Origin of the sequence: Streptomyces sp. NPDC002580 (genome assembly GCF_042889485.1) — a bacterium.
GTDB lineage: Bacteria > Actinomycetota > Actinomycetes > Streptomycetales > Streptomycetaceae > Streptomyces.
This window is the reverse complement of the sequence record NZ_JBIAQZ010000001.1, coordinates 662,517-686,033: the sequence shown is the minus strand read 5'-3', so window position 1 is coordinate 686,033 and position 23,517 is coordinate 662,517. Positions and strand designations below refer to the sequence as shown.

Annotated in this window: 16 protein-coding genes; 10 read left to right on the top strand and 6 right to left on the bottom strand. The window is 71.0% G+C overall.

Annotated elements, in window-relative coordinates; genetic code table 11:
* The first annotated feature begins 514 nt into the window (after nt 1–514).
* From fxsBH to fxsT, 4 genes are all read left to right on the top strand, one after another.
* Nucleotides 515–2,704, top strand: a complete 2,190-nt coding sequence (gene fxsBH / locus ACFYW7_RS02900; protein ID WP_389497212.1) for a radical SAM/SPASM protein FxsBH, inactivated beta-hydroxylase extension form — start codon at nt 515–517, stop codon at nt 2,702–2,704.
* Nucleotides 2,697–3,470 (top strand): aminoglycoside N(3)-acetyltransferase, encoded by a 774-nt coding sequence (locus ACFYW7_RS02895; RefSeq protein ID WP_389497211.1) that lies wholly within the window; start codon nt 2,697–2,699, stop codon nt 3,468–3,470. The genes fxsBH and ACFYW7_RS02895 overlap by 8 nt, the downstream gene beginning before the upstream one ends.
* A gap of 93 nt (nt 3,471–3,563) precedes the next feature.
* On the top strand, nt 3,564–4,877 hold the full coding sequence (locus ACFYW7_RS02890) for a TIR-like protein FxsC (protein WP_389497210.1): 1,314 nt from the start codon (nt 3,564–3,566) through the stop codon (nt 4,875–4,877).
* On the top strand, nt 4,874–8,809 hold the full coding sequence (fxsT, locus tag ACFYW7_RS02885) for an FxSxx-COOH system tetratricopeptide repeat protein (protein ID WP_389497209.1): 3,936 nt from the start codon (nt 4,874–4,876) through the stop codon (nt 8,807–8,809). The genes ACFYW7_RS02890 and fxsT overlap by 4 nt, the downstream gene beginning before the upstream one ends.
* 203 nt (nt 8,810–9,012) lie before the next feature.
* Here the strand turns inward: fxsT and ACFYW7_RS02880 are convergent, their stop codons facing one another.
* Nucleotides 9,013–9,975 (bottom strand): alpha/beta fold hydrolase, encoded by a 963-nt coding sequence (locus ACFYW7_RS02880; protein ID WP_389497208.1) that lies wholly within the window; start codon nt 9,973–9,975, stop codon nt 9,013–9,015.
* A 207-nt stretch (nt 9,976–10,182) separates the two neighbouring features.
* Here ACFYW7_RS02880 and ACFYW7_RS02875 point away from each other — a divergent pair, with 207 nt between their 5' ends.
* The 5 genes from ACFYW7_RS02875 to ACFYW7_RS02855 all read left to right on the top strand — a co-directional run bounded on the left by ACFYW7_RS02875 (nt 10,183) and on the right by ACFYW7_RS02855 (nt 15,764).
* Nucleotides 10,183–10,932, top strand: a complete 750-nt coding sequence (locus tag ACFYW7_RS02875; RefSeq protein WP_389497207.1) for an SDR family NAD(P)-dependent oxidoreductase — start codon at nt 10,183–10,185, stop codon at nt 10,930–10,932.
* A 55-nt stretch (nt 10,933–10,987) separates the two neighbouring features.
* The gene (locus ACFYW7_RS02870; protein ID WP_389497206.1) at nt 10,988–12,592 is read left to right on the top strand and encodes a serine/threonine-protein kinase; all 1,605 of its coding nucleotides are present in this window, start codon (nt 10,988–10,990) and stop codon (nt 12,590–12,592) included.
* 487 nt (nt 12,593–13,079) lie between these two features.
* Nucleotides 13,080–13,775, top strand: coding sequence for a vWA domain-containing protein (locus ACFYW7_RS02865; protein ID WP_389498536.1), 696 nt, complete (start codon nt 13,080–13,082; stop codon nt 13,773–13,775).
* A gap of 202 nt (nt 13,776–13,977) precedes the next feature.
* On the top strand, nt 13,978–15,324 hold the full coding sequence (locus tag ACFYW7_RS02860; RefSeq protein WP_389497205.1) for a GH25 family lysozyme: 1,347 nt from the start codon (nt 13,978–13,980) through the stop codon (nt 15,322–15,324).
* 149 nt (nt 15,325–15,473) lie between these two features.
* The gene (locus ACFYW7_RS02855) at nt 15,474–15,764 is read left to right on the top strand and encodes a D-Ala-D-Ala carboxypeptidase family metallohydrolase (RefSeq protein ID WP_389497204.1); all 291 of its coding nucleotides are present in this window, start codon (nt 15,474–15,476) and stop codon (nt 15,762–15,764) included.
* 114 nt (nt 15,765–15,878) lie between these two features.
* On the opposite strand, the gene ACFYW7_RS02850 is transcribed toward ACFYW7_RS02855, so the two are convergent.
* Entirely contained in the window at nt 15,879–17,009 is a 1,131-nt protein-coding gene (locus tag ACFYW7_RS02850) for a helix-turn-helix domain-containing protein (protein ID WP_389497203.1), read from the bottom strand.
* A 311-nt stretch (nt 17,010–17,320) separates the two neighbouring features.
* On the opposite strand from ACFYW7_RS02850, the gene ACFYW7_RS02845 reads away from it, so the two are divergent.
* Entirely contained in the window at nt 17,321–18,229 is a 909-nt protein-coding gene (locus ACFYW7_RS02845) for a transporter substrate-binding domain-containing protein (RefSeq protein ID WP_389497202.1), read from the top strand.
* A gap of 84 nt (nt 18,230–18,313) precedes the next feature.
* Here the strand turns inward: ACFYW7_RS02845 and ACFYW7_RS02840 are convergent, their stop codons facing one another.
* Genes ACFYW7_RS02840 through ACFYW7_RS02825 form a run of 4 tightly spaced genes read right to left on the bottom strand, consistent with a single transcriptional unit; the run spans nt 18,314 to nt 23,080 of the window.
* Nucleotides 18,314–19,975 carry a polysaccharide deacetylase family protein gene (locus ACFYW7_RS02840; protein ID WP_389497201.1) on the bottom strand — a complete coding sequence of 554 codons (1,662 nt, stop codon included), beginning with the start codon at nt 19,973–19,975 and terminating at the stop codon, nt 18,314–18,316.
* Nucleotides 19,966–20,088 (bottom strand): hypothetical protein, encoded by a 123-nt coding sequence (locus tag ACFYW7_RS02835; protein WP_389497200.1) that lies wholly within the window; start codon nt 20,086–20,088, stop codon nt 19,966–19,968. Before ACFYW7_RS02835 ends, ACFYW7_RS02840 begins: the two co-directional genes overlap by 10 nt.
* Nucleotides 20,085–21,740: a glycosyltransferase gene (locus ACFYW7_RS02830; RefSeq protein ID WP_389497199.1), complete on the bottom strand. Its 1,656-nt coding sequence runs from the start codon at nt 21,738–21,740 to the stop codon at nt 20,085–20,087. The genes ACFYW7_RS02835 and ACFYW7_RS02830 overlap by 4 nt, the downstream gene beginning before the upstream one ends.
* Nucleotides 21,737–23,080, bottom strand: a complete 1,344-nt coding sequence (locus ACFYW7_RS02825; protein WP_389497198.1) for a nucleotide sugar dehydrogenase — start codon at nt 23,078–23,080, stop codon at nt 21,737–21,739. Before ACFYW7_RS02825 ends, ACFYW7_RS02830 begins: the two co-directional genes overlap by 4 nt.
* Between the last annotated feature and the right edge of the window lie 437 nt (nt 23,081–23,517).

Sequence of the window (23,517 nt, the reverse complement as noted above, 5' to 3'; positions counted from 1 at the left end):
CGCCCGTCTCGACGCCGTGCGGGCCGAAGGATTCTCACCACTGGGCGCGTTCCAATTGCGCAACCACCGACGCATCACCGAAACTGGGGAAATCAGAAGTGCCGGTTGCGTGACAGACAACCGGCGCACCCCCTGGGTAGCTACCCACCATGGGGCGTAGCTACCCATCAGCGAAAGTTCTAAAAAAAATGAACCTTACGGCGACACCGGCGACGCACCTCTCGGCCACCCCTGGGCCCACGCGCCGATCGCACACCCCCTTGTCGGCCATCAACCCGATCGGGGCTGCCGCGGTAAGGTCCGCCGGACGGGTGATGGACATCCCCGGGCGCCGTCCGGTCAAGCCGATCACGTTCGACTCGGCTCTTTAGTCACGACCGCTTCGAGTCGGGCGCACCCGGCGGCTCTCTCCGGTCCGGTGCGCCCGCGCGCGCCCTCAGGGTCCACCAACACCCTTTGATCATCAACGAGTTCGCGGTACCAGCGACGCGCGCGCGAGACTACGCTGCACCGGGTGAAGCTCCAGCAACTCGTCCTCAAGATCCACAGCCGATGCGACCTCGCCTGTGATCACTGTTATGTGTACGAGCACGCCGATCAGAGCTGGAAAGGTCGCCCCACCTTCATCTCCGAGGAAACACTCGGGAAGGTGGCCCGCGGATTCGCGGACTATGCGGAGAAAGAGAAACTCCCCTCCGTTTCGGTGATCCTGCACGGCGGAGAGCCTCTTCTCGTGGGCCCCGGCCGAATGAGAAACATTTGTGCGGAACTCGTTCGCACCATCGTCCCGGTGACCGCGCTCGACCTCCGTATTCACACAAATGGCGTCCAATTGAACACCAGGCATCTGGATGTGTTCAAGGAATTCGACGTAAAGGTCAGCGTCTCGCTCGACGGCGACCGCGTCGCGAACGACCGGCACCGCCTGGACCGCCGCGGCCGCAGCAGCTACGACCGGGTCGTTCGCGCGGTCGGACTGCTGCGCAGGCCCGAGTACCGGCACCTCTACAGCGGCCTGCTGTGCACCGTGGACATCGCCAACGACCCCGTCGCGGTGCACGACGCGCTCACCTCCCTGCACCCGCCCCGCATCGACTACCTGTTGCCGCACTCCACCTGGGACAGCCCGCCGAACCGCCCCGACGGCTCCCCCACCGCGTACGCCGACTGGCTGCTCAAGATCTTCGACCGCTGGAGCGAGCAGGGCCGAACGGTCGGGGTGCGGACCTTCGAGTCGGTCCTCAGCACCCTCCGGGGCGGTCCGCCGCTGACCGAGGCGATGGGCCTCGCGCCGAGCGATCTCGCGGTGGTCGAGACCGACGGCAGCTTCGAGCAGGCCGATTCCCTGAAGACGGCGTACGACGGCGCTCCGGCCACCGGCTACGACATCCGCCGGCACACCTTCGCCGAGTTCGCCGGGCATCCCGGGGTGCGCGCCCGTCAGCTGGGGCTCGCCGGTGTCGGCGCGGACTGCCGCCGCTGTCCGGTGATCGAATCGTGCGGCGGAGGCCTGTACGCGCACCGCTACCGCACCGGCCACGGCTTCGCCAACCCGAGCGTCTTCTGCGGTGACCTGCGGGCCTTCGTCGACGGTGTCGCCGAACGCATCACCGACCACGCGCTCAGCCCCGCGGTCCACGACGGTCACGAACTCGGCTACGCGCAGGAGGAACTGGTCCGCAACCTGGTCTCCGTCGTGTCCGCCCAGCACGCCGGCGAACCGGGCTGGGACGAGGTGTGGCGGGCCTTCGTCGAACTCGACTCGGCCCCGTCGACCGCGCCGTACGTCGACGAGATCCTCGCCCACCCGTATCTGCACACCACGCTCAAGAGCTGTCTGCACGGCAGGATCACCGACCCGGCCCCGCTCGCCCGCGCCGTCGTCGTCGCGGCCGTCCGCGCCGGCGCCGACCTCGAACTCGGCTGGGACCAGCCCACCGCCGAACTGCACCTTCCCGCCCTGGGCACCCTCACCCTCCACGAGGCGGGCCCCGTCGCCGCCTCGGTGAAAGCCGGTGAACTGCGGGTGCGCACCCCCGGAGGGGACGAGTACACCGTCGACGAGGCAGCGGCCGCCTGGCGGCCGCTGCGCGTCCTCCCGGTCGCGGACGGCACCGGGCTGCTCCTCGACGACGCCGACCCCCTCCGTGACTGCTACCCCGCCCCCGTCGCCCCGCCGCTGGACGCCGAAGACCTCGCCTCGTTCACCCGACGGCTGCGCACCGCCTACGAGTCGACGGCCAAACGGGGCTGGGGCGGGCGGGACGGCGCCAACGCGTTGCGGCTGACCACCGTCACCCCGCTCGCGGCGGGAGCGGGCGTACGGCTCGGCGCCCACGGGCTGGGCGCGCTCGGGCTGGCCGTCGACTTCGAGCCGGAGGACCTCGTCCGGGAACTGCCGCGCGCCGGACGCCACGCGCGGCTCTCCGCGCTGCGCGAGACGGCCGATCTGAACGTGCCGGGCAACCAGGCCGGCCGACTGCTCGACCGGGCGGTCCGCGAACTGGGCGACGCCGACTACTGGGCGGGAGACGCCGGCCGCGAGGCCGCCGCGCTGGAGCGCGCGGGCCTCGCCCTGAACCTGCTGGCGGCCCGCCCCGAAGGCGAACTCACCGAGACGGGAGCGGCATTGGCGGCGGAACTGCGCGGCGAGCTGGAGAGCGCACGCCCCTCTCCGGCCGATCCGGTCGGCCACGATGGCTGATTCAACCCGACTGACAGGCCTGTTCAAGGAGTTGGGTCTGCAGTCCGGCGGCGTCCTCATGGTGCACGCCTCCCTCGGAGGCAGCGGCCTGCGGGACACCGAGGTACGGGACGCACTGCTCGACACGCTCGGCCCGGGCGGCACGCTCGTCGTGCCCGCGTTCACACCGGAGAACTCCTTCACCTCTCGGGCGTACAAGGAACTCACCGCGGGCATGTCCCCGTCGCAGGAGGCCGCGTTCCGGGCCTCCCGGCCGCCGTTCGACGCCGCGAAGACACCCTGCCCGACGATGGGCGTGCTCGCCGAATGCGTACGGACGACTCCGGGCGCCGTGCGCAGCGAGCACCCGCACACCTCGCTGGCCGGTCTCGGGCCGCGGGCCGCGGAGCTGCTGGGCGGACACGACCCGCACTGTCATCTCGGCGAGCGCTCGCCGCTCGCCGAGTTGTACGCGGCGGGAGCTCAAGTCCTGCTGTTCCGGGTGGGGTTCGAGGTGTGCAGCGCGTTCCATCTCGCCGAGTACCGGCTGCGTCCCGGGCCCGCCCTGCGGTCGTACCACGGGGTGGTGGGTGAGCCGGGCCGCTGGACCTCGTACGAGGACATCGTGCTGCACGACGGGGATTTCGGGGCCATCGGGGCGCGACTGCCGCGTGATCTCGCCACCGAGCGGGAAATGGCGGGAAGAACGGTACGGCTCTTCGCCATGCGCGAGGCCGTCGATCTGGCCGAGGTCCTGATGTCTGGATATCGCCAGGGTTTGACGTGAAAGAGGCGACCCGTGCGGGCCCTCGGTCGGGAAGATTGTTGGTTCCGGCCAGGTGAACATCCCGTAGGGGCTCATCCACAGGCAGGGGGGCGCGTGGACATACCTGAACCGGCAGCGGACAACCGGCCCTATTTTTTTCTGAGTTACGCCCATACACCGTCGTGGGGGCCCGGCGGCGGGGATCCGGACCACTGGGTGCAGGTCCTCTACACGGATCTGTGCGACCACATCATGGCCCTCACCGATCTGCCCGGTGGCGCGACCGTCGGATTCATGGACCGGGAGATGCGTTCGGGGGACGGCTGGCCGGAGAAACTCAGCGAGAATCTCGCCACCTGCCGGGTGTTCGTGCCGCTGTTCTCGCCGCGGTACTTCACCAGTGAGAGTTGCGGCCGGGAATGGTTCGCTTTCAACGAACGCATTCTGCGGGCACGGGCGAGCGGGGCAGGCGCGTCGCGGGCGATCGTCCCCGCGTTGTGGACCCATATCGACCTCGACCAACTCCCTGATTCCGTACGGCACATCCACGTGGACCACGCCCAGTTCGGCGAGAGGTACACGGCCAACGGGATCTACGGTCTGATCAAGCTGAACCGGCTGCGCGACGAGTACGAGGAGACGGTGCTCGGGCTGGCGCAGCGGATCGTGCAGATCGCGCAGCACTCTCCGCTCCCCTCCAGCCGGCCCCGCCCGTACGAGCGCACGCCGAGCGCGTTCAAGCCCCGCGGCGAAGGTCCCCGGCACATCCATCTGACGGTGGCCGCGCCCACCCGGCACACCATCCCCGAGCATCGTGACGTCCGCCCCTACGGGGAGGAGGCGCAGGACTGGAACCCGTACCACTCGGAGTCGACCCGGTCGCTGCCCTCGATGGCCGAGGAGCTGATCCGGTCGCTGGACTACCGGATCACCGTGTCCTCGTTCGACGACGAGACCACCGACGACGACCTGGGGGCGGACGGCTCCGAGAAGACGGGTCCCGACCATCCGGGGATCCTGCTCATCGACAGGTGGGCGCTCACCGACGAGGAACGGGCGCGCAGGCTCAAGGCGTTCGACTCGGGCGCCCACCCCTGGGTCAGCGCGATCGTCCCCTGGAACCGGTCCGACATCCAGTGTCAGGGCGAGGAGGGGCGCAAGCTCGCGGCGGACCTCGAACGGACGCTGCCGACGATCCTGGACCGGGGGCGGCGCGCCGACTGCCGGACCGCCGTCAACGGCGTACCCACCCTGAAGGCCTTCACCGACGTACTCCCTGTCGTCGTCGCGCACGCGACCCGGCAGTACCTCAAGCACGCCGAGGCGCATCCGCCCGCGGGTCCGCCCGTCCGCAGGCCCCGTCTGATGGGCCCCACCCACCCGCCACTGCCCGAAGGCGGATCCGACCACGGAGGAGAAGAAGCATGACGGCCGCGCAGGACGGACGGATCATCACCTTCTACTCGTACAAGGGAGGCACGGGCCGCACCATGGCCCTGGCCAACATCGCCTGGATCCTCGCCGCCAACGGCAAGCGCGTCCTCGCCGTCGACTGGGACCTGGAGGCCCCGGGTCTGCACCGCTTCTTCCATCCCTTCCTCGACCCGAACGCGCTGGCCGCCACCACCGGCGTCATCGACATCATCAACGAGTACGCCTGGGCGGCGACCACCGGAAGCCAGCGCTCGGGCCAGTGGCACCTCGACTACGCGAAGGTCGAGCAGCACGCCATCTCGCTGACACCGGAGCGGCTCGGGCTGCGGTTCCCGGAGGGCGCCTCGCTCGACTTCCTGTCCGCGGGACGCCAGGACCGCTCGTACTCGGCGACCGTCTCGTCCTTCGAGTGGGACAACTTCTACGAACGCCTCGGCGGCGGGCTCTTCCTCGACGCGCTGCGCGACGACATGCGGGCGTCCTACGACTACGTCCTGATCGACAGCCGTACCGGGCTGTCCGACAGCGCCGACATCTGCACCATCCAGATGCCCGACGTCCTCGTGGACTGCTTCACGCTCAGCGACCAGTCCCTCGACGGCGCGGCGGCCGTCGCCCGCAGCGTGGAGAACGGCTACGTCAAGCGGCCGATCCGGGTCCTGCCGGTGCCGATGCGCATCGACGAGGGCGAGAAGGAGAAGGTGGACGCCGGCCGGGCGCTGGCCCGGCTGAAGTTCGAGGGGCTGCCCAAGGGCCTGGGCGGGGAGGAGATGCCCGACGAGGAACTGACCGACTACTGGGGCAACGTCGAGATCCCGTACCGCCCGTACTACGCCTACGAGGAGACCCTCGCCACGGTCGGTGACGAGAGCGGGATCGCCAACTCGCTGCTGTCCGCCTTCGAACGGCTCACCACGGTCGTCTCGGACGGCGAGGTCACCGCCCTGCCGCGGATGCCGGAGCCGGTGCGGCTGCGCTGCCGGGACGCGTTCCTGAGGCGGCGGCCGATGGCGACCACCGCCGACGTCGTGATCGCGTACACGGCGGAGAACCGGGTCTGGGCCGACTGGATCGAGTCGCTCCTCAAGCGGGCCGGCTGCAACGTCACCCCGCACGACATCGCGGGCGGACCCGTCGAGCATCCCGACCCGGCGACCCGCACCCTCGTGCTGCTGTCGAAGGCGTTCCGCAAGTCCCGGCACGCCGAGACCGTCTGGCGGGCGCTGACCGACGGGGGCCACGAGGCCGCGCCCGGCACCGTGGTCCCGGTACGGGTCGACGAGGTCCACCTGCCGCAGTACTACCTCGACCGCAACCCGGTCGACCTGCACCGGCTGGACGAGACGCAGTGCGTCAACTCGCTGCTGAGCGTTCTGGAGCTGCCGGGCCGGCCCCTCGAGGGCAGCACGTCCGGGCCCCGCTTCCCCGGCAGCACGCCGGCGATCTGGAGCGCGCCCCAGCGCAACAACACGTTCACCGGCCGCGATGTCATCCTCGACCATGTGCGCGAGCAGCTCGGCGGCGGCATCTCGGTCGTCCTGCCGCGGCCGCAGGCCCTGTACGGGCTCGGCGGTGTCGGCAAGACCCAGGTGGCGCTGGAGTACGTGCACCGGTTCATGGCCGACTACGACCTGGTGTGGTGGATCTCCGCCGAGGACCCCGGCGACGTCGTCTCCTCGCTCGCCGAACTGGCCGTCCGCCTCGGCGCGCCCAGCAGTGAGGACATCAACCAGGCCAGCCAGGACGCCGTACAGATGCTCGCCCGCGGGACGCCGACCAAGCGCTGGATCCTGGTCTTCGACAACGCCGACGACCCGGCGCAGCTGAAACGCTTTTTCCCGACCGGGGGCGGCGGTCACATCCTGGTCACCTCCCGCAACCAGGCCTGGGCGCAGCAGGGGGCCTCGCTGCCCATCGACGTGTTCCTGCGCGAGGAGAGCGTGGAGCACCTCACCCGGCGCGCCTCGGGGCTGAGCCTCGAGGAGGCCGACCGGGTGGCGTTCGCGGTCGGCGACCTGCCGCTGGCGGTGGAGCAGGCGGCGGCCTGGCTCGCGGAGACGGCCACCCCGATCGAGGAGTACCTGCGTCAACTCGCCGAGCAGACGACCGATGTGCTGGACCTGAACCTGGCCGCCGACTACCCGAAGACGGTGGCCGCGACCTGGAACATCTCCATAGCCCGGCTGCGCGAACGCTCCCCGGCCTCCGTACGGCTGCTCCAGCTGTGCGCGTTCCTGGCGCCCGAGCCGATCTCCTCGCACCTGCTCTACAGCAAGGAGATGATCGACGCCCTGCGGCCCTACGACCCCGCGCTCCAGGAGAGTCTGCTGCTCGGCCGGGTGATCCGCGAGATCGGCCGGTTCGCGCTCGCCAAGGTCGACCAGGTCAGCAACAGCGTCCAGGTGCACCGGCTGGTGCAGGCCGTGATCCGTTCGCAGCTCAGCGAGGAGGAGCAGCGGGAGGCACGGCACGTGGTGCACACGGTCCTGGCGGGCTGCCGGCCCGACGGCGACGAGCCGATCGACGACCCGGAGAACTGGTCGCGCTTCGCGGTCATCTGGCCGCACCTGACGGCCTCCGACGCCCGCAACTGCACCGAGGCCGGCACGCGCAGGCTGCTCATCGACCGGGTCCGCTACCTGTGGAAGCGGGGCGACTTCCCCAGCGCCCAGGCGCGCGCCGAGGATCTCCTCGACCTCTGGAAGCCCCTCCTCGGCGAGGACGACGTCCAGTATCTGTACCTGCGCTGCCAGCTCGGCAACATCCTGCGCTCCCAGGGGCGTTACGTGGAGGCCCGCGAGATCAACACCGAGCTCCTGGAACGCCAGAAGCGGGTCCTCGGGCCCTCGCACCCCCACACGTACGTCACCATGTCCAGTCTCGCCAGCGACCTGGCGGCGCTCGGTGTGTACGAGTCGGCGGTCGAGTTCGCCCGCGAGGCGCACGAGGGGTTCCGCCAGATCTTCCACGAGTCGCACCGGCGCACCCTGAGCGCCGCCAACAACCGCGCGCTGGCGCTGCGCATGGTCGGCCGCTACGGCGAGGCCCGCACCCTGGACCAGGAGACCTTCGACCGCCGGACCGAGGTCCTCGGCACCGACCACCCGTACACGCTGGCGTCGGCCGCCCGGCTCGGCCGCGATCTGCGGGAGGTCGGCCGGTACACCGAGTCGGTCTCCCTGCTCTCCCGGGCCTACGACGCCCACAAACGCATCCTCGGCAAGGGGTTCCCGGGCACGCTGAGCTGCGCCAAGTCCCTCGCGGTGTCACTGCGCAGGGCGGGGCAGTTCGAGGACGCCCGCCGGCTCACGACGGCGACGCGCGGCCAGTACCGCCAGCAGTACGAGGCGCCGACGCCCGACTCGCTCGCCTGTGACCTCAACATGGCCGCCGACCTGTTCGCCGCGGACGAGCGTCAGGCGGCGCGGGAGGTCGCCCGCGAGGCGCTGGCGGAGTACATGAAGGTGCCGGGCGAGGACCACCCGTACACCCAGGCCGCGCTCAACAACCTGGGGATATTCCACTGGGGCTGCGGCGACAACGAGGAGGCGGAGAAGGTGTTCCGCAGGGTGCTGCGCCGGATGGGCGAGGTGCTCGGCGAGAAACACCCCCACACCCTGTTCACCGGCGCCAACTACGCCAACGTCCTCGCCGACCAGGGGCGTCTGGCCGAGGCCCGCGAACTGGAGGAGAACGCCGTCCTGAACCTCCGCGGGGTTCTCGGGCCCCATCACCCGGAGACCCTCGCCATCGTGGCGAACGCCGGTCTGACCCTGGCCGCGCTGGGCCGCGAGGAGGAAGCCCGCCGGATGCGTGCCGAGGCCCTGGCGGAGCTGCGTTCGCTCCTCGGCGACGAGAACGGCATGACCCGGGTCGTGGCGGACGACCGCCGCATATACCGGGACCTGGAGCCGCTGGCGGTGTAGGGCACCTGCCTCCCGGGCGCCGGAGGGACCGTTCGTCGGCCCCTCCGGCGCCCGGCACCGGGCCTCGAAGGGTCCGGTCCGGACCGGCCGTCCGCTCCCGCGTCGCCCGGTGGGCGTCCCCCACGTACCTGGGGGACGCCCACCGGGCCCGGGGAACGCCCGCCGCGCCCGCGGCGTGAGCCCGCGGGTCGGTGGGTGAGGGGTCAGATCGAGGTGGGGGCCGGGGGGCGCAGGCTCCCGGACGCGCCGGGGCTGACCGTCTCCGGGGTACGTCCCCGCCGGTGTCCGGGCCAGACCGGCACATCCGCCAGCAGCCAGCTCAGCACCTTGGGCAGGGCCCGCAGGGCGGCGAAGTGCGCGGCGGCGGGTTCGAGCACCGCGGTCGCCCGGGGGATCCGCGCGGCCATCCAGGAGGAGTGGGAGGCCGGGGAGAACACGTCCTTCACGCCGTGCCACAGCAGCACCGGCACCTGGATCTCCGCCGGGTCGAAACCCCAGTGCCCGGTGAGCGCCAGCGCGTCGTCGATCCAGCCGTACGGCGAGGTCCGCAGCGCCTCGCGGTAGTTGCGGAGCAGCATCGACTGGATCGTGCTGTCGGAGACGATCTGCCGGTCGTCGTCGGTGAGTTCCCGCCGCAGCTGGTCCAGCAGCCGCACGGGATCGCTGCGGATCTCGGCGGACCTCGGGATCAGCCGGGCCACGAACCGCTCCGGATCGGTGAACGCCGTCCGGAACTCGTCGACGTTCGACGGGGCCATGCCCTCGAACCAGTCGAGGCCCTCGGCGTCGCGCGGCGCCAGCCCGACGAGCGCGGCGGCCCGGCTGACCCGTTCGGGCATCAACGCGGCGCAGGCCAGCGCGTGCGGGGCTCCTCCGGACCGTCCGGCCACCGCGAACCGGTCGAGGCCCAGCGCGTCGGCGACGTCGGCGACGTCCCGCGCCACGTCGATGACCCGGCGCCCCGGATGCCGGTCCGACCCCCCGTACCCCGGCCGGTCGTAGCTGATGAGCCGGGTGCCGGTCTGGTACAGGAACATGGCCCGCGGGCGGGGTCCGACCCTGCTGCCGGGCATGCCGTGCAGCAGGAACACCGGGCGTCCCCGCGGATCCCCCGAGACCTCGACGCGCAGCAACCGCCCGTCCGCGGTCCGCACATGGTCACGCACAGCGCTCCCCTCCCTCGGTCCGGACGGACCGGGACAAACGCTGCCCGATCCATTCCCGCGCGCTCAGACGACGAAACGGATCCCCGAGTCAACCTGGCCTCATATCAGGCCACTTGACGCCGCCGGGCGGTCTCCGTACCGTCACTTCCCGTACGTGGACGTGACCCACGTTCACATGTGAGAACTCTGACGACGGGCGGAACGGACATGGGCGGACGGCGTGTGGTGGTCTCCGGCGGCGGCACCGGGATCGGTCTGGCGACGGCGGAGGTGTTCGCCGCGGACGGGGACCGGGTGGTGCTGCTCGGCCGCCGCGAGGACGTCCTGCGCAAGGCGGCCGACGGGCTGAACGAGCGGTACGGACCGGCGACCGCCTCCTGGTTCGCGGCGGACCTGGCCGATCCCGAACAGGTGGAAGCGGTACGGGAGTTCATCGTCCGGGACGACACCCCGGTGGACGTCCTGGTCGCCAACGCGGGCGGCAACGCGTCCGTTCCGCACGACGGCGGCCTGGCCTCCGTCGCCGAGAGCCACCGGCGCAACTTCGACGCCAACGTCCTGACCGCCGTCCTGCTCACCGAGGCGCTGCTCCCCCATGTGCGGCGCCCCGGCGGCCGGGTCGTGCAGCTCTCCTCGATCGCCTCGCTGCGCGGCCCCGGCGCGTACGGCGGCTCCAAGGCCTGGATCAACACCTACACCTACGACCTCGCCCAGCGGGTCGGCCCCGAGGGCATCACCGTGAACGCGGTCGCCCCCGGCTTCGTCGGCGACACCGAGTTCTTCGGGGACCGCGCCACACCGGAGTTCGTCGCCGCCCGGGTGGGCCAGTCCCTCACCGGACAGCCCGGCCGGCCCGACGAGATCGCGGCCTTCATCCGGTACGTGGCGTCACCGGAGGCGGCCTACGTGACGGGCCAGCTCCTCCACATCAACGGTGGTGCGGCGCTGGGGCGTTGACCCTCCGCCCGCCGTCCACCGCCCCTCAGGGACGATCTCCTCTAATCTGTCGCGCATGGACGTACCGGGGGACATCGTCGACGGACGGTTTCAGCTGATCGAACGGCTCGGCAGCGGCGGGATGGGCACGGTGTGGCGGGCCCGCGACACCGTGCTGCACCGCGAGGTCGCGCTCAAGGCCGTACGGGCCGACGCGGGGACCTCCGCCACCGTGCGGGAGCGGGTGCTGCGCGAGGCGCGGGCGCTCGCCCGGATCAGCCATCCGCACGTGGTGACCGTCCATCACATCGTGGAGGCGGAGCCGCATCCGTGGATCGTGATGGAGCTGGTGCCGGGTCCGACGCTCCAGGACCGGCTCGGCGCGGGCCCGCTGTCCCCCACGGAGACGGCGCGCGTCGGCCGGCAGATCCTCTCCGCCCTGCGGGCCGCCCACGCCGCCGGCATCCAGCACCGCGACGTCAAGCCCGCCAACGTCCTGCTCCGCCCCGACGGGACGGCCGTCCTCACCGACTTCGGCATCGCCGCCCTCCACGACTCGACCTCCCTGACCGCCACCGGTGAACTCGTCGGCTCCCCCGAGTACATGGCGCCCGAACGCATCCGCGGTCACGCCGACGACCCGGCCTGCGACCTGTGGTCCCTCGGCCTCGTCCTGTACGTCTGCGTGGAAGGGGTCAGCCCGCTGCGCCGCGCGACGACCCTCGCGACGCTGGCCGCCGTCCTGGACGATCCGCTCCCGCCGCCGGTCCGCTCCGGCCCCCTCGCGCCCGTCCTGACCGCCCTGCTCGTACGGGACCCGGGCGCGCGCCCCGACGCGGAGAGCCTGGACGCGATGCTGGAGCGGGCCGAGTCGGGCGCGGCCGCGCACTGGGGTCCGCCGACGCAGACCGCGCCGGCGCGAGGGCTGTATCCGGGGCCGGTTCCGCGGCCCTTCGACGGGCCGGTGCCGCCGGCCGGGACGGGACAGGGCGGGTCCGTGCCGCCCGTGGCCACCCGGCTGGACACGCCCCGGCCCGCGCCCGCGTCACCGCCCCCCGGCGGCCCGGACGGCCGCCGGCGGACGACGATCGCCGTCGCCCTCGCCGTCGCCGCGACCGTGGCACTGACGGTCACGGGGACCACGCTCTTCCTGACCCTGCGGGACCAGGGGACCCACCGTGGGACGGGAGGGGGAACCGGCTCCTCGGCATCGGTGTCCGCGTCCGCGCCGCGGACCACGCGAACCGGTCCCACCACACCGGCGGCCACACCCACGCCCACGCCCACGCCGAAACCGACCCCGACGCCTTCACGTTCCGCCCCCGGCCCGGCGCCGACCGGAGCGCCGTCCGGCGGCCGCTGGATCGCCCAGCTCTTCTCCGAACCCGTCGGTACCGGCACCGCCGCCCGGGACCTGCGGCTGGCGAAGATCAGGAAGTCCGTTCCCGAGGCGCAGATCCTGCGCAGCGACAAGTACGCCTCCCTGCGCCCGGGTTACTGGGTGGTGTACGCGCCCGGGCCCTTCGCCGACGGCCGCGCCGCACTGGCCTTCTGCGCCGAGCGCGGCAGGACCTCCGCGAACACCTGCATCGGCCGCTACCTGAGTCACCGCTCGGCCGAATCCGTCCTCCAGTGCCGTCCTCCGGCGGGCGCGCCCACCGGCCGCTGCACCCGCCCGTAGAACGGTGCGGTCGGTCGCTGCGGCGGTCGGCGCGGGGCCGGCAACCGCTCGTCTCAGTAGGGCAGCACACGCCCCGACGGGGTCCTGCGGTCGATCGGCATCTCGCGCGGAGCGGCGGGCCGGCGGCTGACGCGAATCCGGATCTGACGGTTCATGACCCCTCCTCATGACTGATGAGCCCAGCGTCCTCGCCGACGCGCATATGCGCATCGTGCCCACGGAGGCGCCCCTCCTACCCTCCGAGCAGGATGTTCCGGCGCGGACCCTCCTCCTGGGGGGAGGACACCGGCCTCCGGAAGCGGGCGCGCGCGTGGTGCGCGAGGGGCGCGCGAGCACCGGGGACGCGGCCGGACACCGGGCGTGAACGGCTGAACACGCCTCACGGAGCCGTCCCGGCCACGATGATGAAGACCGCGGACGACGGGCAGAGGTGTGGTGGGCAGTGGTCGGTTCCCAGGGCGGCGCTCCGGCGGTCGGCCTGTCCGAGATGCGGGCCCAGGCCCCCGATCTGGTCAGCCTCTACAAGTCGGCCGGATCCAGTGTCCGCGCGCACGGCCTCGAAGGGGTGCGCGCCGCCGTCTACCTCGTACTGGACCGCTCCGGCTCGATGCGGCCCTACTACAGGAACGGCACCATGCAGCATCTGGGCGAGCAGGTCCTCTCGCTGTCCGCCCACCTCGACGACGACGGCACCGTTCCGGTGGTGTTCTTCTCCACCGAGGTCGACGGATCGACCGATCTGCGGCTCGGCGGTCACCACGGCCGCATCGACAAGCTGCACGAGAACCTCGGGCACATGGGGCGCACCAACTACCACTGGGCCATGGACGAGGTCATCGACCACTACGTGGATTCCGGCAGTGACGCCCCCGCTCTGGTGATCTTCCAGACCGACGGCGGCCCCACCAGCAGGGCGGCCGCCGAACGCTATCTGTGCAAGGCCGCCCGCCTGCCCCTGTTCTGGCAGTTCATCGGCTTCGGCGACCCCGACGACAACGAGTTCGCCTTCCTCCACCGGCTCGACGACCTGGCCGTACCCGGGCACCGCGTCGTCGACAACGCGGGCTTCTTCCACGCCGGCCGCGATCCGCGCGGCGTGCCCGACAGCGTGCTCTACGACCGGCTCCTGGAGGAGTTCCCCAGCTGGCTCGCCGCCGCCCGCGCCGCTCGGGTCCTGTGCTGAACGGCTGAGCGCCGGGGCTCCCGCGCCGCCCTCCGTGTCCCAGCTCCGTCCCAGCGGTGATCGGTCCCCGCAGGTCAGCGGCGTGTGACCGTCCCGGCGCCCCAATCCGTCGCTGAGGGGATCCGCCGCGGGACGACCGCTGCCAGCATGATCGGCGCCGGGGGCTCCCGGCCACTCATCAGAGCAAGAGGGGGAACACCGGATGGTAAAGACGCTTCTGCGGGGCCTGACCCTCGCCGTGGCAGCGGTCCTGCCCCTGTACGGGCCCACGGTGGCGCAGGCGGCGGAATCCGCCGCGGCAGCCGCGGTCGCGGTCTGCGGGCACACGAGCGCACAGCCCACGCTGCAGCGGGGATCGACGGGGGCCTCGGCGGTCGAGGCGCAGTGCGAGCTCAATCTCGCGACGAAGCCGAGCAAGTACACGCCGATCGCGGCGGACGGCTCGTTCGGGGCGGGTACCGAGACGCGGTTGAAGGAGTTCCAGCGGTGCGCCGGGCTGGGCGTGGACGGTGTGCTCGGCCCGCAGACCTGGACGGCCCTGAACGTCTGGGCCGCCCAGCCGCACACCTGCGCGGACCAGGGTGCGTCGGGCACGGCGCAGGCGACCGTGTGCGGCCACAGCGACGCGCGCCCGACGCTGCGCCTGGGGGCTACGGGCAGCGAGGTGAAGGAGGTGCAGTGCCGCCTGAACCTGGCCATGGAGCCGTTCCACTATCCGCCGCTGACGGTCGACGGCACGTTCGGGGGCGGGACCGAGAACCGGATCATCGAACTCCAGAACTGCGCCAACCTCGGCACGGACGGCACGGTGGGCCCGAACACCTGGGCGAAGCTGGTGGACTGGTCCAGCCGTGACACGTACTGCACGCCACCGCGCCCCGCCGGCTACCCGATCGACGGCCTGGACACGGCCAAGTACCAGCACCCCGGCGGCGCGCCGATCGACTGGAAGGCCGTACGGGCCTCGGGTGTCGAGTTCGCGACGGTCAAGGCCACCCGCGGACTGAACGTCACCGACGAGTACCTCGCCACCGACCTCCCGGCGGCCAGGGCTGCGGGGCTGGCCGTCGCGCCGTACCACTTCTACACGGGCACGGCGGCCGACACGGGTGCCGCGCAGGCCGACCGGTTCATCGCCGCCGTGCAGGCGACGGGCTACACCGGGCAGCGCGCGGGCGACCTGCCGCCGATATTCGACCTGGAGCGCATGGACGACGGCAGCGGGCGCTGTCCCACGTACGGCACGGTGGCCGACGCCAAGGTCTGGCTCGACCGCGTGGAGACGGCCTTCGGCCGTACTCCGATGATCTACACCCAGAAGTCGTTCCTGGACGACTGCCTGGGCTCGACCACCGCCTTCGCCCGGTATCCGCTGCAACTCGCGGACTACCGCCAGTCGATCACCCAGCCGCCGCTGCCGAACGGCTCGACGACCTGGTCGATGTGGCAGTACACCGAGGCCGCGCTCGTCCCGGGCGTCAAGGCACCGGCGACCGCGGACGTGTTCAACGGCACCCAGGCCGATCTGGACCGGCTGGCCAACCGGTGATTCCGGACGAGCGGGGACGCGGGGGCGATCCGGTCGCCCCGTGGGCCGTCGTCGGCACGTGCGCGACATGACGTTCCGGCTCGCCCGCCGACCCCTGCGTACGCACCCGCACACCGTCCCGGAAGGACAAGGAGAACGCCCGCCGCTGCATGGACAAGCTGGAGGCGCTGCGCAAGAAGCTCGGCGACAAGCCGGTCACGGTCAACTCCGGCTTCCGCAGCATCGCGCACAACGCCGACATCGGCGGGGCGAGCGACAGCATGCACCTGTACGGCACCGCGGCCGACCTCGACATGCCCGGCGTGGCCACCAGGACCGTCTACCAGAAGGCGGAGACCTGCGGGTTCTCCGGGCTGGAGCGGTACACCGTCGATCACCAGCACGTCGACAGCAGGGCCGACCTCGGCCGCGCCTGGTGGTGGGAGGGCGGCACGATCTGACAGCTCCCGGGTGACCCGGGGCCGGGCGATCCGGTCCCGGGTGATCCGGAGCGGGGGAGGGTCCCCGGGTGCCGCGGCGGCGGTACCCGGGCTTCCGGCTTCAGCCTTACCGCTTCAGCCCTTCGGCACGTCCTTCAAGTCCTTCCGCGCCGCCTCGCAGGAGGGCCAGTCGTGGAAGTCGCGCCGGACACTCCACAGCCGGTGGGCGGCCTTGATGTTCCACTCCGGGTCCAGGGCCCGCCGCGGTGTGCCGTCGAGTTCCCGCAGGCGGGCGTCGGAGATCTGGAACACGCCCCAGTTCCGGCTGCCGTTGGTGTTGGGCAGCACCCACAGCGGGTCGAGGAACGACGCGCAGCGGGCGATGGCCACGGCGGTGCCGGGATCCTCGGCGAACACCTCACGGATCCGCTTCGTCACCCGCTCCGGCGACCAGGTCGCCATGCTCGTCCCCCGCTCGTAGAGGGCCTTCCTGGTGGCCTCGTCGACCACGCTCCTGGCCGGCACGTCCGCCAGCACCTGGAACGCGGTCAGCCTGCGCAGGGTCTCCGGCCCGAAGTCCCCGTCGACGGCGAGCCGGCCCTTCGCCCGGACCAGCAGGGTCTGGACCTCGCGCACGCACGCGTCGTGCTGCCCCATGCTCACCGACTCGCACGCCGGGGAGTACAGCAGTCCGTCGCGGGACTCCCCCGAGGCGTCGGCGACGGGCCCGCCGGGCAGCCACACGAAGCCGGCCACCAGCACCACCGAGACCACGGCGGCCAGCACCGCGGAACGGGGGGACAGCTTCCCGGGCACCTGGAACCGGCGCGGCCGGTCCGTCTCGCCGGGGGCGCTGTCCGGAACGGGGTCGCCGCCCGGCCCGGAACCCGCCCGCACCGTCGCGCCGGGTTCCTCGGGCCCGGGGCTCACCCGCACAGGCACGGCGGGACCCTCCGGCGCCGACATCGGTTCCGACTCCGGTTCCGGTTCCGGCTTCTCCTTGACGGCCGGGGCGTCCCGGTCGGTGTCCGCCAGCGCCCACAGCCGGTGGAGTTCGCGGAGTTCCTCCGCGCTGGCGCCGCACACCTTGGCGAAGGCGTGCACGACCCGGTAGTCCGTCGGGACGCTGAGACCGGAGCAGTAGCGATGCAGGCTGGAACCGCTGACTCCCGCCTCCTTGCCGAGGCGGTCGTAGCCCCGGCCGCTGCGGTCCTTCAGGATGCGAAGACAGGCGGCGAACTTCTCGGTCCACGGAGAGGCAACCACGCATCCACCCTTGCTCAAGCCGCTACTGACGGGTAGAAGCTACACGGCGGACAAGGGCCACGGGTGCCCTTCGGCCGCCGGACGCGGTCGCCAACGGCCTTGCGGGCAACGCCGTTTGACGGGGCATTCATCGGCACCCCCCGCTCCGGGCGGCCCGGCCGGTCTCAGCCGCTCGCATGAACGACACCCTGCAAGGAGTCCGGCGCATTGACACACAAAGGGGCAAAATGCCCTAATGGCGACCAAAGATCGCTTACAGGTGCGAATCGCCGGTTCGTGACCGGGCAGGGCACCTGAGAGGAGCTGTCCGGATGGCGCGACACCTCACCGCACTCGGAGCGATCACGGTCGCCGCCGCTCTGGCCGTGACCGGTTGCGGCGACGAGAGCCCCGAGGCCGCCTCGCCGTCCGCCTCCGACCCGGGCAAGGGGCCGTTGTACGACACACTGCCCGCCTCGGTGCGGAAGGCCGGCGTCATCAAGGTCGGCTCGGACATGCTCTACCCGCCGATGGAGTTCATCCAGAACGGCAGGCCGACCGGCGCCGACCCCGACCTCGCCGCCGTGCTGGGCCGTGAACTGGGGGTGCGGTTCCAGTTCAGCAACGGCACGTTCGACACCCTCCTCGCCAATCTCCGGGCCAAGCACTACGACATCGCGATGTCCGCGCTGAACGACACCGAAGAACGCCAGAAGGGGCTGGACCCCTCCACAGGGGAGAAGATCGGCGAGGACATCGACTTCGTCGACTACTTCACCTCCGGATCGTCGATCATGGTGAAGAAGGGAAATCCGGAGAACATCGAGTCGCTGGCCGACCTCTGCGGCAAGAGGACGGCCGTGCAGAGCGGCAGCACCACGTACGACCTGCTCCAGGCGCAGAAGTGCGACGAGCCGATCGACATCGAGGCCTACGACACCCACCAGGAGGCGCAGGCCCGCCTCAAGTCCGGTGGTGCGGTGGCCGACGTCGCCGACTTCCCGGTGACCTCGTACGCCGTACAGACCTCGGGCGGCGGCGAGGACTTCGAGATCGTCGGCGATCAGATCGATCCCGGACCGTACGGCATCGCGGTGTTGGCCTCGAACACCGAACTGCGGGACGCGATCCGGGGAGCCCTGAACGCCGCCATCCGGGACGGTTCCTACGGGAAGGTCCTGAGCAAGTGGAACGTCAGCAAGGGTGCCGTGACCAACGCCACGATCAACAGCGGCACTTGAGCCGGGTGCTCAGGCGCTGATCGCCCGGCGGCGCCCCTCCCGGCCCGGCGTCCCGCGCGGGACCGGGAGGCGCGGCTGTCAGACTCATCCGCTGTGCGGCGCGCTCTTGAGCGGCGAGATGTCGAGCGTCTTGAAGACCGGCCACTCGTTCCCGGCCTTGTTGATGCCGGACCGGATGGTGACACCGCCGGAGAGCTGCTCGGAGGGCTTCGTCGACTCATAGGTCAGTTTCACGTGACCGTCGACATAGGCCGTGGTGGTGTCCCGCCCGACTTCGACGGTCACGGTGTGATCGGACTTCGGGTCCAACGGCTGCGAGGCCACCCGATAGCCGTCGGCCAGCAGGATCGCCCGGCTCCGGGTGACGACCACGGTCATCGGTTCCTTGCTGTTGGTCCGGACGCCCAGCGCGGCCTGGTTGGTGCCGTTGCCCAGCGAGCCGAGCACCGCGGTGGCCCGGTAGTCCGTCCAGTCGACACTGCTGTCGGGCCGGAAGTCGGCCTTGGCGTAGCGGGGTGTGTTCGGCGACGACGGCGCCCTGCCCACGAAGACGCCGAAGCCCGTGCTGGTCTGGCGCCCTCCCCAGTTCCCCGGCTCGGACAGCGGCCGGGGCACGTCGGCCGGGACCTGGACGTGCTGCGCCACGTCCGCCAGCATCTGCGCGGGAGTGGTCCGGGCGACGACCTCGACCCGCTGGACGTAGCCCTCCGCCGCGGACCGCCTGCTGGCGGTGAGCGGAACGCTGGAGCGGTTCGTCATCACGAGCGGGAAGAGCTGCTTCAGCACATGTCTGGCGTGCGCGTCCGTCGAGTCGGCGTCCTGCTCGCCCTGTTCGTCGGAGAAGGGGACGGCGAACATCGACGGGGTCGGCATGCCGTGGCGGACGATGTCGCTGTTGGAGCCGACGAGGTCGTGGAGCACCCGGGCACGGTACTCGGTCGGGGTCTCCCGCCGTCCTTCGTTCTTCAGCCACAGACGGTTCGCCAGCGGTGCCCCCGTGTCACCCATGGCGTCCACGGGCTGAACGCTGTGCATGGCTCGGGTGTGGCTCTGGAAGTCCCAGCGGCCCGAGTGGTGCATCCGCTCGATCTCGCGCCAGGTCAGGTAGTACGGCCGGTGCTTGTCCATCGACCCGGTGATCAGGAAGATCGTGCCGCGCATCCTGTGCGCGGCCAGGATGCGGTCGGCGTACTTCCACAAGCCTTCGGTGCCGTCGTCGAAGGTCAGCAGCACCGAACGCCGGGGCACCGGACCGCCGTTCATGTAGTTGTTGAACTGGTTCACGCTCAGCGTGCGGTAGCCGGCCCGCTCCAGCGCGGTCAGCTGGGCGTCGAAGGCCTGCGGGGTGAGCACGTAGGGGCTCTTGCTGTTCTTGTTGACGTCGTGGAAGGCCAGCACCACGGGCGGGGCGTGGTCCGGAAGCCCCAGGCCCTCTTCCGTCCAGTGGACCTCGTCCGCGTCGGTGATCCGCGCCTGGGCCAGCGGGGCCTGCGAGGACATGTACTTCAGGCTGAGGTAGCGCTCGATGCCCGTTGCGCCCGACGCCGCCACCACGGCGAGGGTGAGCGCCCCGAGCAGGACGCGGACGGGCCACTGCGTCCGGCCGCGGCCCCAGCCCTGGCCGCGGCCGCGGTCGTGCCCCGTCTTCTCGGCGTAGTCGCCGCGGAGACAGGGTTCCGGCCCGTGCCCGTGGTCGTGCACGACGGCGTCGTCGGCAGGCTCGCGCCGCATGCGCTTCACAGCCATGACAACACGTTCCCTCGGGACAGGACGACCAGGTAGACGCAGCTCACCACCGCGACGGCGACCACATCGGTGATCACGCGAACCGACTTGCGCCGCAGGAATTCCTTCATCATCGGGTCCTCGACCAGATACCGCGACGGATGGTCGCGAGGGAGTACGGCAGCAGCCAGGACAGCAGCAGCGCGGACAGCAGGCTCATCAGCGGCCGGTAGCGCCAGCGGGGGTCACCGGGGTTGTCGAGCTTGAACGCGAGACCCCAGATGCTTCCTTTGAGCACCACGCCGGACAGATACAGCACGCTCACGAAGATCCCGCCCTGCATCGGCGACCAGATCATGTGACGTACCGCCATCAGCGGCGCGGCCATCACCCACAGCACGTGCCCGTAGTAGAGGCAGGACGGGCCCACCCCTCGCCGCCACATGAAGGTGCCGGTGAAGCAGGTGTTGCGGATGAAGCTCTTCTTCCAGCGGACCTGCTGCTTCATGAACGGCCCGAAGTGCTCGGGGACGTTGGTCCACACCTTGGCCGACTCGACGTAGCCGATCCGCCACTTGCGCTCGGGATAGTCCTGCGCGGTGATGAACGGGGAGTCGGCGTACTGCTTCTTCAGCCGCTTGCCGACCCACAGCTGTCCCAGGACGTATCCGGTGAGCTGCCGGTCGGTCGCGAACCGGAAGGGAGCACCGAGGAAGCGGTCGCCCGCCCAGGCCGGGAAGTAGTTGTACACCGCGTCCCGGCGGAAGACCGCCATGGGACCGGAGACGCAGGTGACCGAGCCGAAGACCGACTCGGCGGCCTTGGCCACCCGGAACTGCCCCTCGTACCAGACGTCCTGGGCCTTGGTGAAGATCGTCTCGTCCACGTTCAGCGCACGGCAGTGGCCGCTGACCGCGCCCAGTTCGGGGTGGTCGACCAGGGCCTGCACACACTTGCGCAGGGCGTCCGGCGCGATGACGCAGTCGGAGTCGGTGAACGCCAGCACGTCGCCGGTCGCGAGGGCGGCTCCCTCGACCAGGGCGTGCTTCTTGCCGAGGTTCTTCTCCAACTTGAGCAGGACGATGCCGAGCTCCTGCGCCAGCCGGTCCAGGATCTCCCGTGTCCCGTCCTCGGACAGATCGTCGATGACGATGATCTCCAGGTCCGGGTAGTCGCTGCCCGCCATCGAGCGGACACAGCCCTCGATGAAGTCGACCTCGTCCTTGACCGCGAGCAGGAAACTCACCTTCGGCACGGCCGGCAGGGACGGGAACGACGCGAGGTCCTTGGGGCGCCTGCGGAGGGTACGGACCGACGGGTCGTCGTAACGGCTGTACGCGATCTGCAGCATGGCGATGGTGCCCACCAGCACCGTGATGCCGTAACCGATGACCAGCGGCTTCTGGGGAACGAGCGGGAACTCGCGGGCCAGGATCAGGCCCAGCGGCAGCAGGCAGAACATGGCCAGCACCCGCCGCACCGAGAAGCGCACGTCGGTCTGCATCCGGTTCGTCCAGCGGGTCAGCGGGCCGGGCGGCCTGCCGACGGCGGCCGCCGAGCGGACCGACGGCAGCGGCACGGACGTCTTGGGATGCGGGTTCGGCAGGATGAGGCCGCACGCGGCGGCGGCCACCGGGACGGCCGCCCCCTCGAGAGTGACCGTCATGTCGTGGGATTCGGCCGGGCTCGCCTGACCCGGGACGCCGCCTCGCGGCACCCCGGACAGCACCGCCCCGGGCGCCGCGAGGGCCGCGTCCACGGCTCCCGGCGCGTGCGGGTCGGTCACAGGGTCTCCCGGGCGCCCACGGAATCCAGGCGGTAGGTGGCGTCGAGGACGTCGTCCCGTCCCTCCAGCCAGGTCAGGTCGGCGTTCGGGTGCACGGTGTGGACGAGCACCAGGTCCCACTCGTGGTCCTGCGGGGAGATCAGGCTCTCCTGGATCTCCCCGGCCACGAGCGCCGCGCGCACCATCGAGTCGGTGAAGCGGACTCGCGCGCCCTCGCGGACGAGTTCGTCGAAGATCTCCAGCGCGGGCGACTCCCGCAGGTCGGCGACGGCCGGTTTGTACGCCATGCCGACGATCAGGACCCTGGCTCCGTCCAGCGGCTTGCCACGGTCTCCCAGCGCCTCGCGCACCCGTCGGACCACCTGGCCGGGACGGCCGGCGATGGCGTGCATGGCAGCCTCGACCAGCGGGGAGGTGCTGCGCTCGGCGCGCAGCTGCCACAGCAGGTAGTGCGGGTCGCAGGGGATGCAGTGCCCGCCGACGCCCGGACCGGGGTAGAAGGGCATGAAGCCGAACGGCTTGGTCGCGGCGGCCTCGATGACCGGGATCGGGTCCAGGCCCAGGACGCGGCAATTGTCGGCGAACTCGTTCGCCAGGGCGATGTTGACCGCGCGGAAGGTGTTCTCCCACAGCTTGGTCATCTCGGCCGCCTCCGGTGAGGGCAGCACGTACACCGACGAGGAGGTGCGCTCCATGACCGACACCGCGCGGTCGATGGTCTCCCGGCCCGCGCCGCCGACCACCCTCGGGGTGGTGTCCTGGGTGTGCTTGGCGTTGCCGGGGTCGATCCGCTCCGGCGAGAAGGCTACGAAGATGTCCTCGCCGACGGTGAAGCCGCGCTTGGCCAGCGGCTCCTCCAGCAGGTCACGGGTGGTGCCGACATACGTGGTGGAGGTCAGCATCAGCAGCTGCCCGGCCACCGCGTGCTCGACCACCGTGGAGGCCGCGGCGGTCAGGGCCCGCAGGTCGGGGGCGAGGTGGCGGTCGACGGGCGTCGGCACGCACACCAGCACCGTGCGGGCGCGGGCGAGCGCCGCCGGGTCGTCGGTGACGGTGAAGCGGGGGTCGCCGTTGAAACGCTCCAGCCGCTCCAGGTCACTGGGCAACAGGTCGACGGCACCGGCGCGGACGTCGGCCAGTCGCTCGGCGCTGACATCGATGCCGATCACCTCGGTGCCGGCCGCCAGCAGGCCGAGCGCGGTCGGCAGGCCCACGTAGCCGAGGCCCACGACCGCCACAGCCCCCACATCCTCGGCCTCCAGAGCGGTCTCACCGCTGAGGGGCTCGAACGTCGCGCCGAGGTGGAGTCCGTGCGACGCGGAAAGGGTGTTGAGAGGCATTTCGACGCTCCAGGGTCTCGTGGGAATACACACCGATGGGCGCGCATGCATTGCCGCTGTGGGGACCCCGAATCCTCTTCGTGCAATGTCCTTGAACACCACAACCATCCCAAATGTCCATTTATTGGGCAACCGCCGGCAATGCCGTCGCAATCGACACCCCCGCCCCTTTACGAAATCGCTACCTACCCGCCGACCAGGGATTTCGCCCGCTTTTCACTCGACGGGGAGCCCTTTCGGCGCCCGGGCGGATGTGACATAGCAGCTATTTCCCGGATGAACAAGAAAAGTGGCGCATATCACTTACGCATTCTTTAGGGCCGACGGCTGTCACCCCGCGCGCGGCTGTCACCTCATACGGCGTGAGGCTTTCCGCCGTCGCGTCGGGCAGGTCACACGCTTCACCCCTCCTCGCCGACTCGCCGCGTGGAACAATG

Coding starts and splice junctions, on each gene's coding strand:
- ACFYW7_RS02895 (WP_389497211.1), top strand. CDS start 2,697: ATGGCTGATTCAACCCGACTGACAGGCCTGTTCAAGGAGTTGGGTCTG.
- fxsT (WP_389497209.1), top strand. CDS start 4,874: ATGACGGCCGCGCAGGACGGACGGATCATCACCTTCTACTCGTACAAG.
- ACFYW7_RS02875 (WP_389497207.1), top strand. CDS start 10,183: ATGGGCGGACGGCGTGTGGTGGTCTCCGGCGGCGGCACCGGGATCGGT.
- ACFYW7_RS02870 (WP_389497206.1), top strand. CDS start 10,988: ATGGACGTACCGGGGGACATCGTCGACGGACGGTTTCAGCTGATCGAA.
- ACFYW7_RS02865 (WP_389498536.1), top strand. CDS start 13,080: ATGCGGGCCCAGGCCCCCGATCTGGTCAGCCTCTACAAGTCGGCCGGA.
- ACFYW7_RS02860 (WP_389497205.1), top strand. CDS start 13,978: ATGGTAAAGACGCTTCTGCGGGGCCTGACCCTCGCCGTGGCAGCGGTC.
- ACFYW7_RS02855 (WP_389497204.1), top strand. CDS start 15,474: ATGGACAAGCTGGAGGCGCTGCGCAAGAAGCTCGGCGACAAGCCGGTC.
- ACFYW7_RS02845 (WP_389497202.1), top strand. CDS start 17,321: ATGGCGCGACACCTCACCGCACTCGGAGCGATCACGGTCGCCGCCGCT.
- ACFYW7_RS02840 (WP_389497201.1), bottom strand. CDS start 19,975: ATGGCTGTGAAGCGCATGCGGCGCGAGCCTGCCGACGACGCCGTCGTG.
- ACFYW7_RS02835 (WP_389497200.1), bottom strand. CDS start 20,088: ATGATGAAGGAATTCCTGCGGCGCAAGTCGGTTCGCGTGATCACCGAT.
- ACFYW7_RS02825 (WP_389497198.1), bottom strand. CDS start 23,080: ATGCCTCTCAACACCCTTTCCGCGTCGCACGGACTCCACCTCGGCGCG.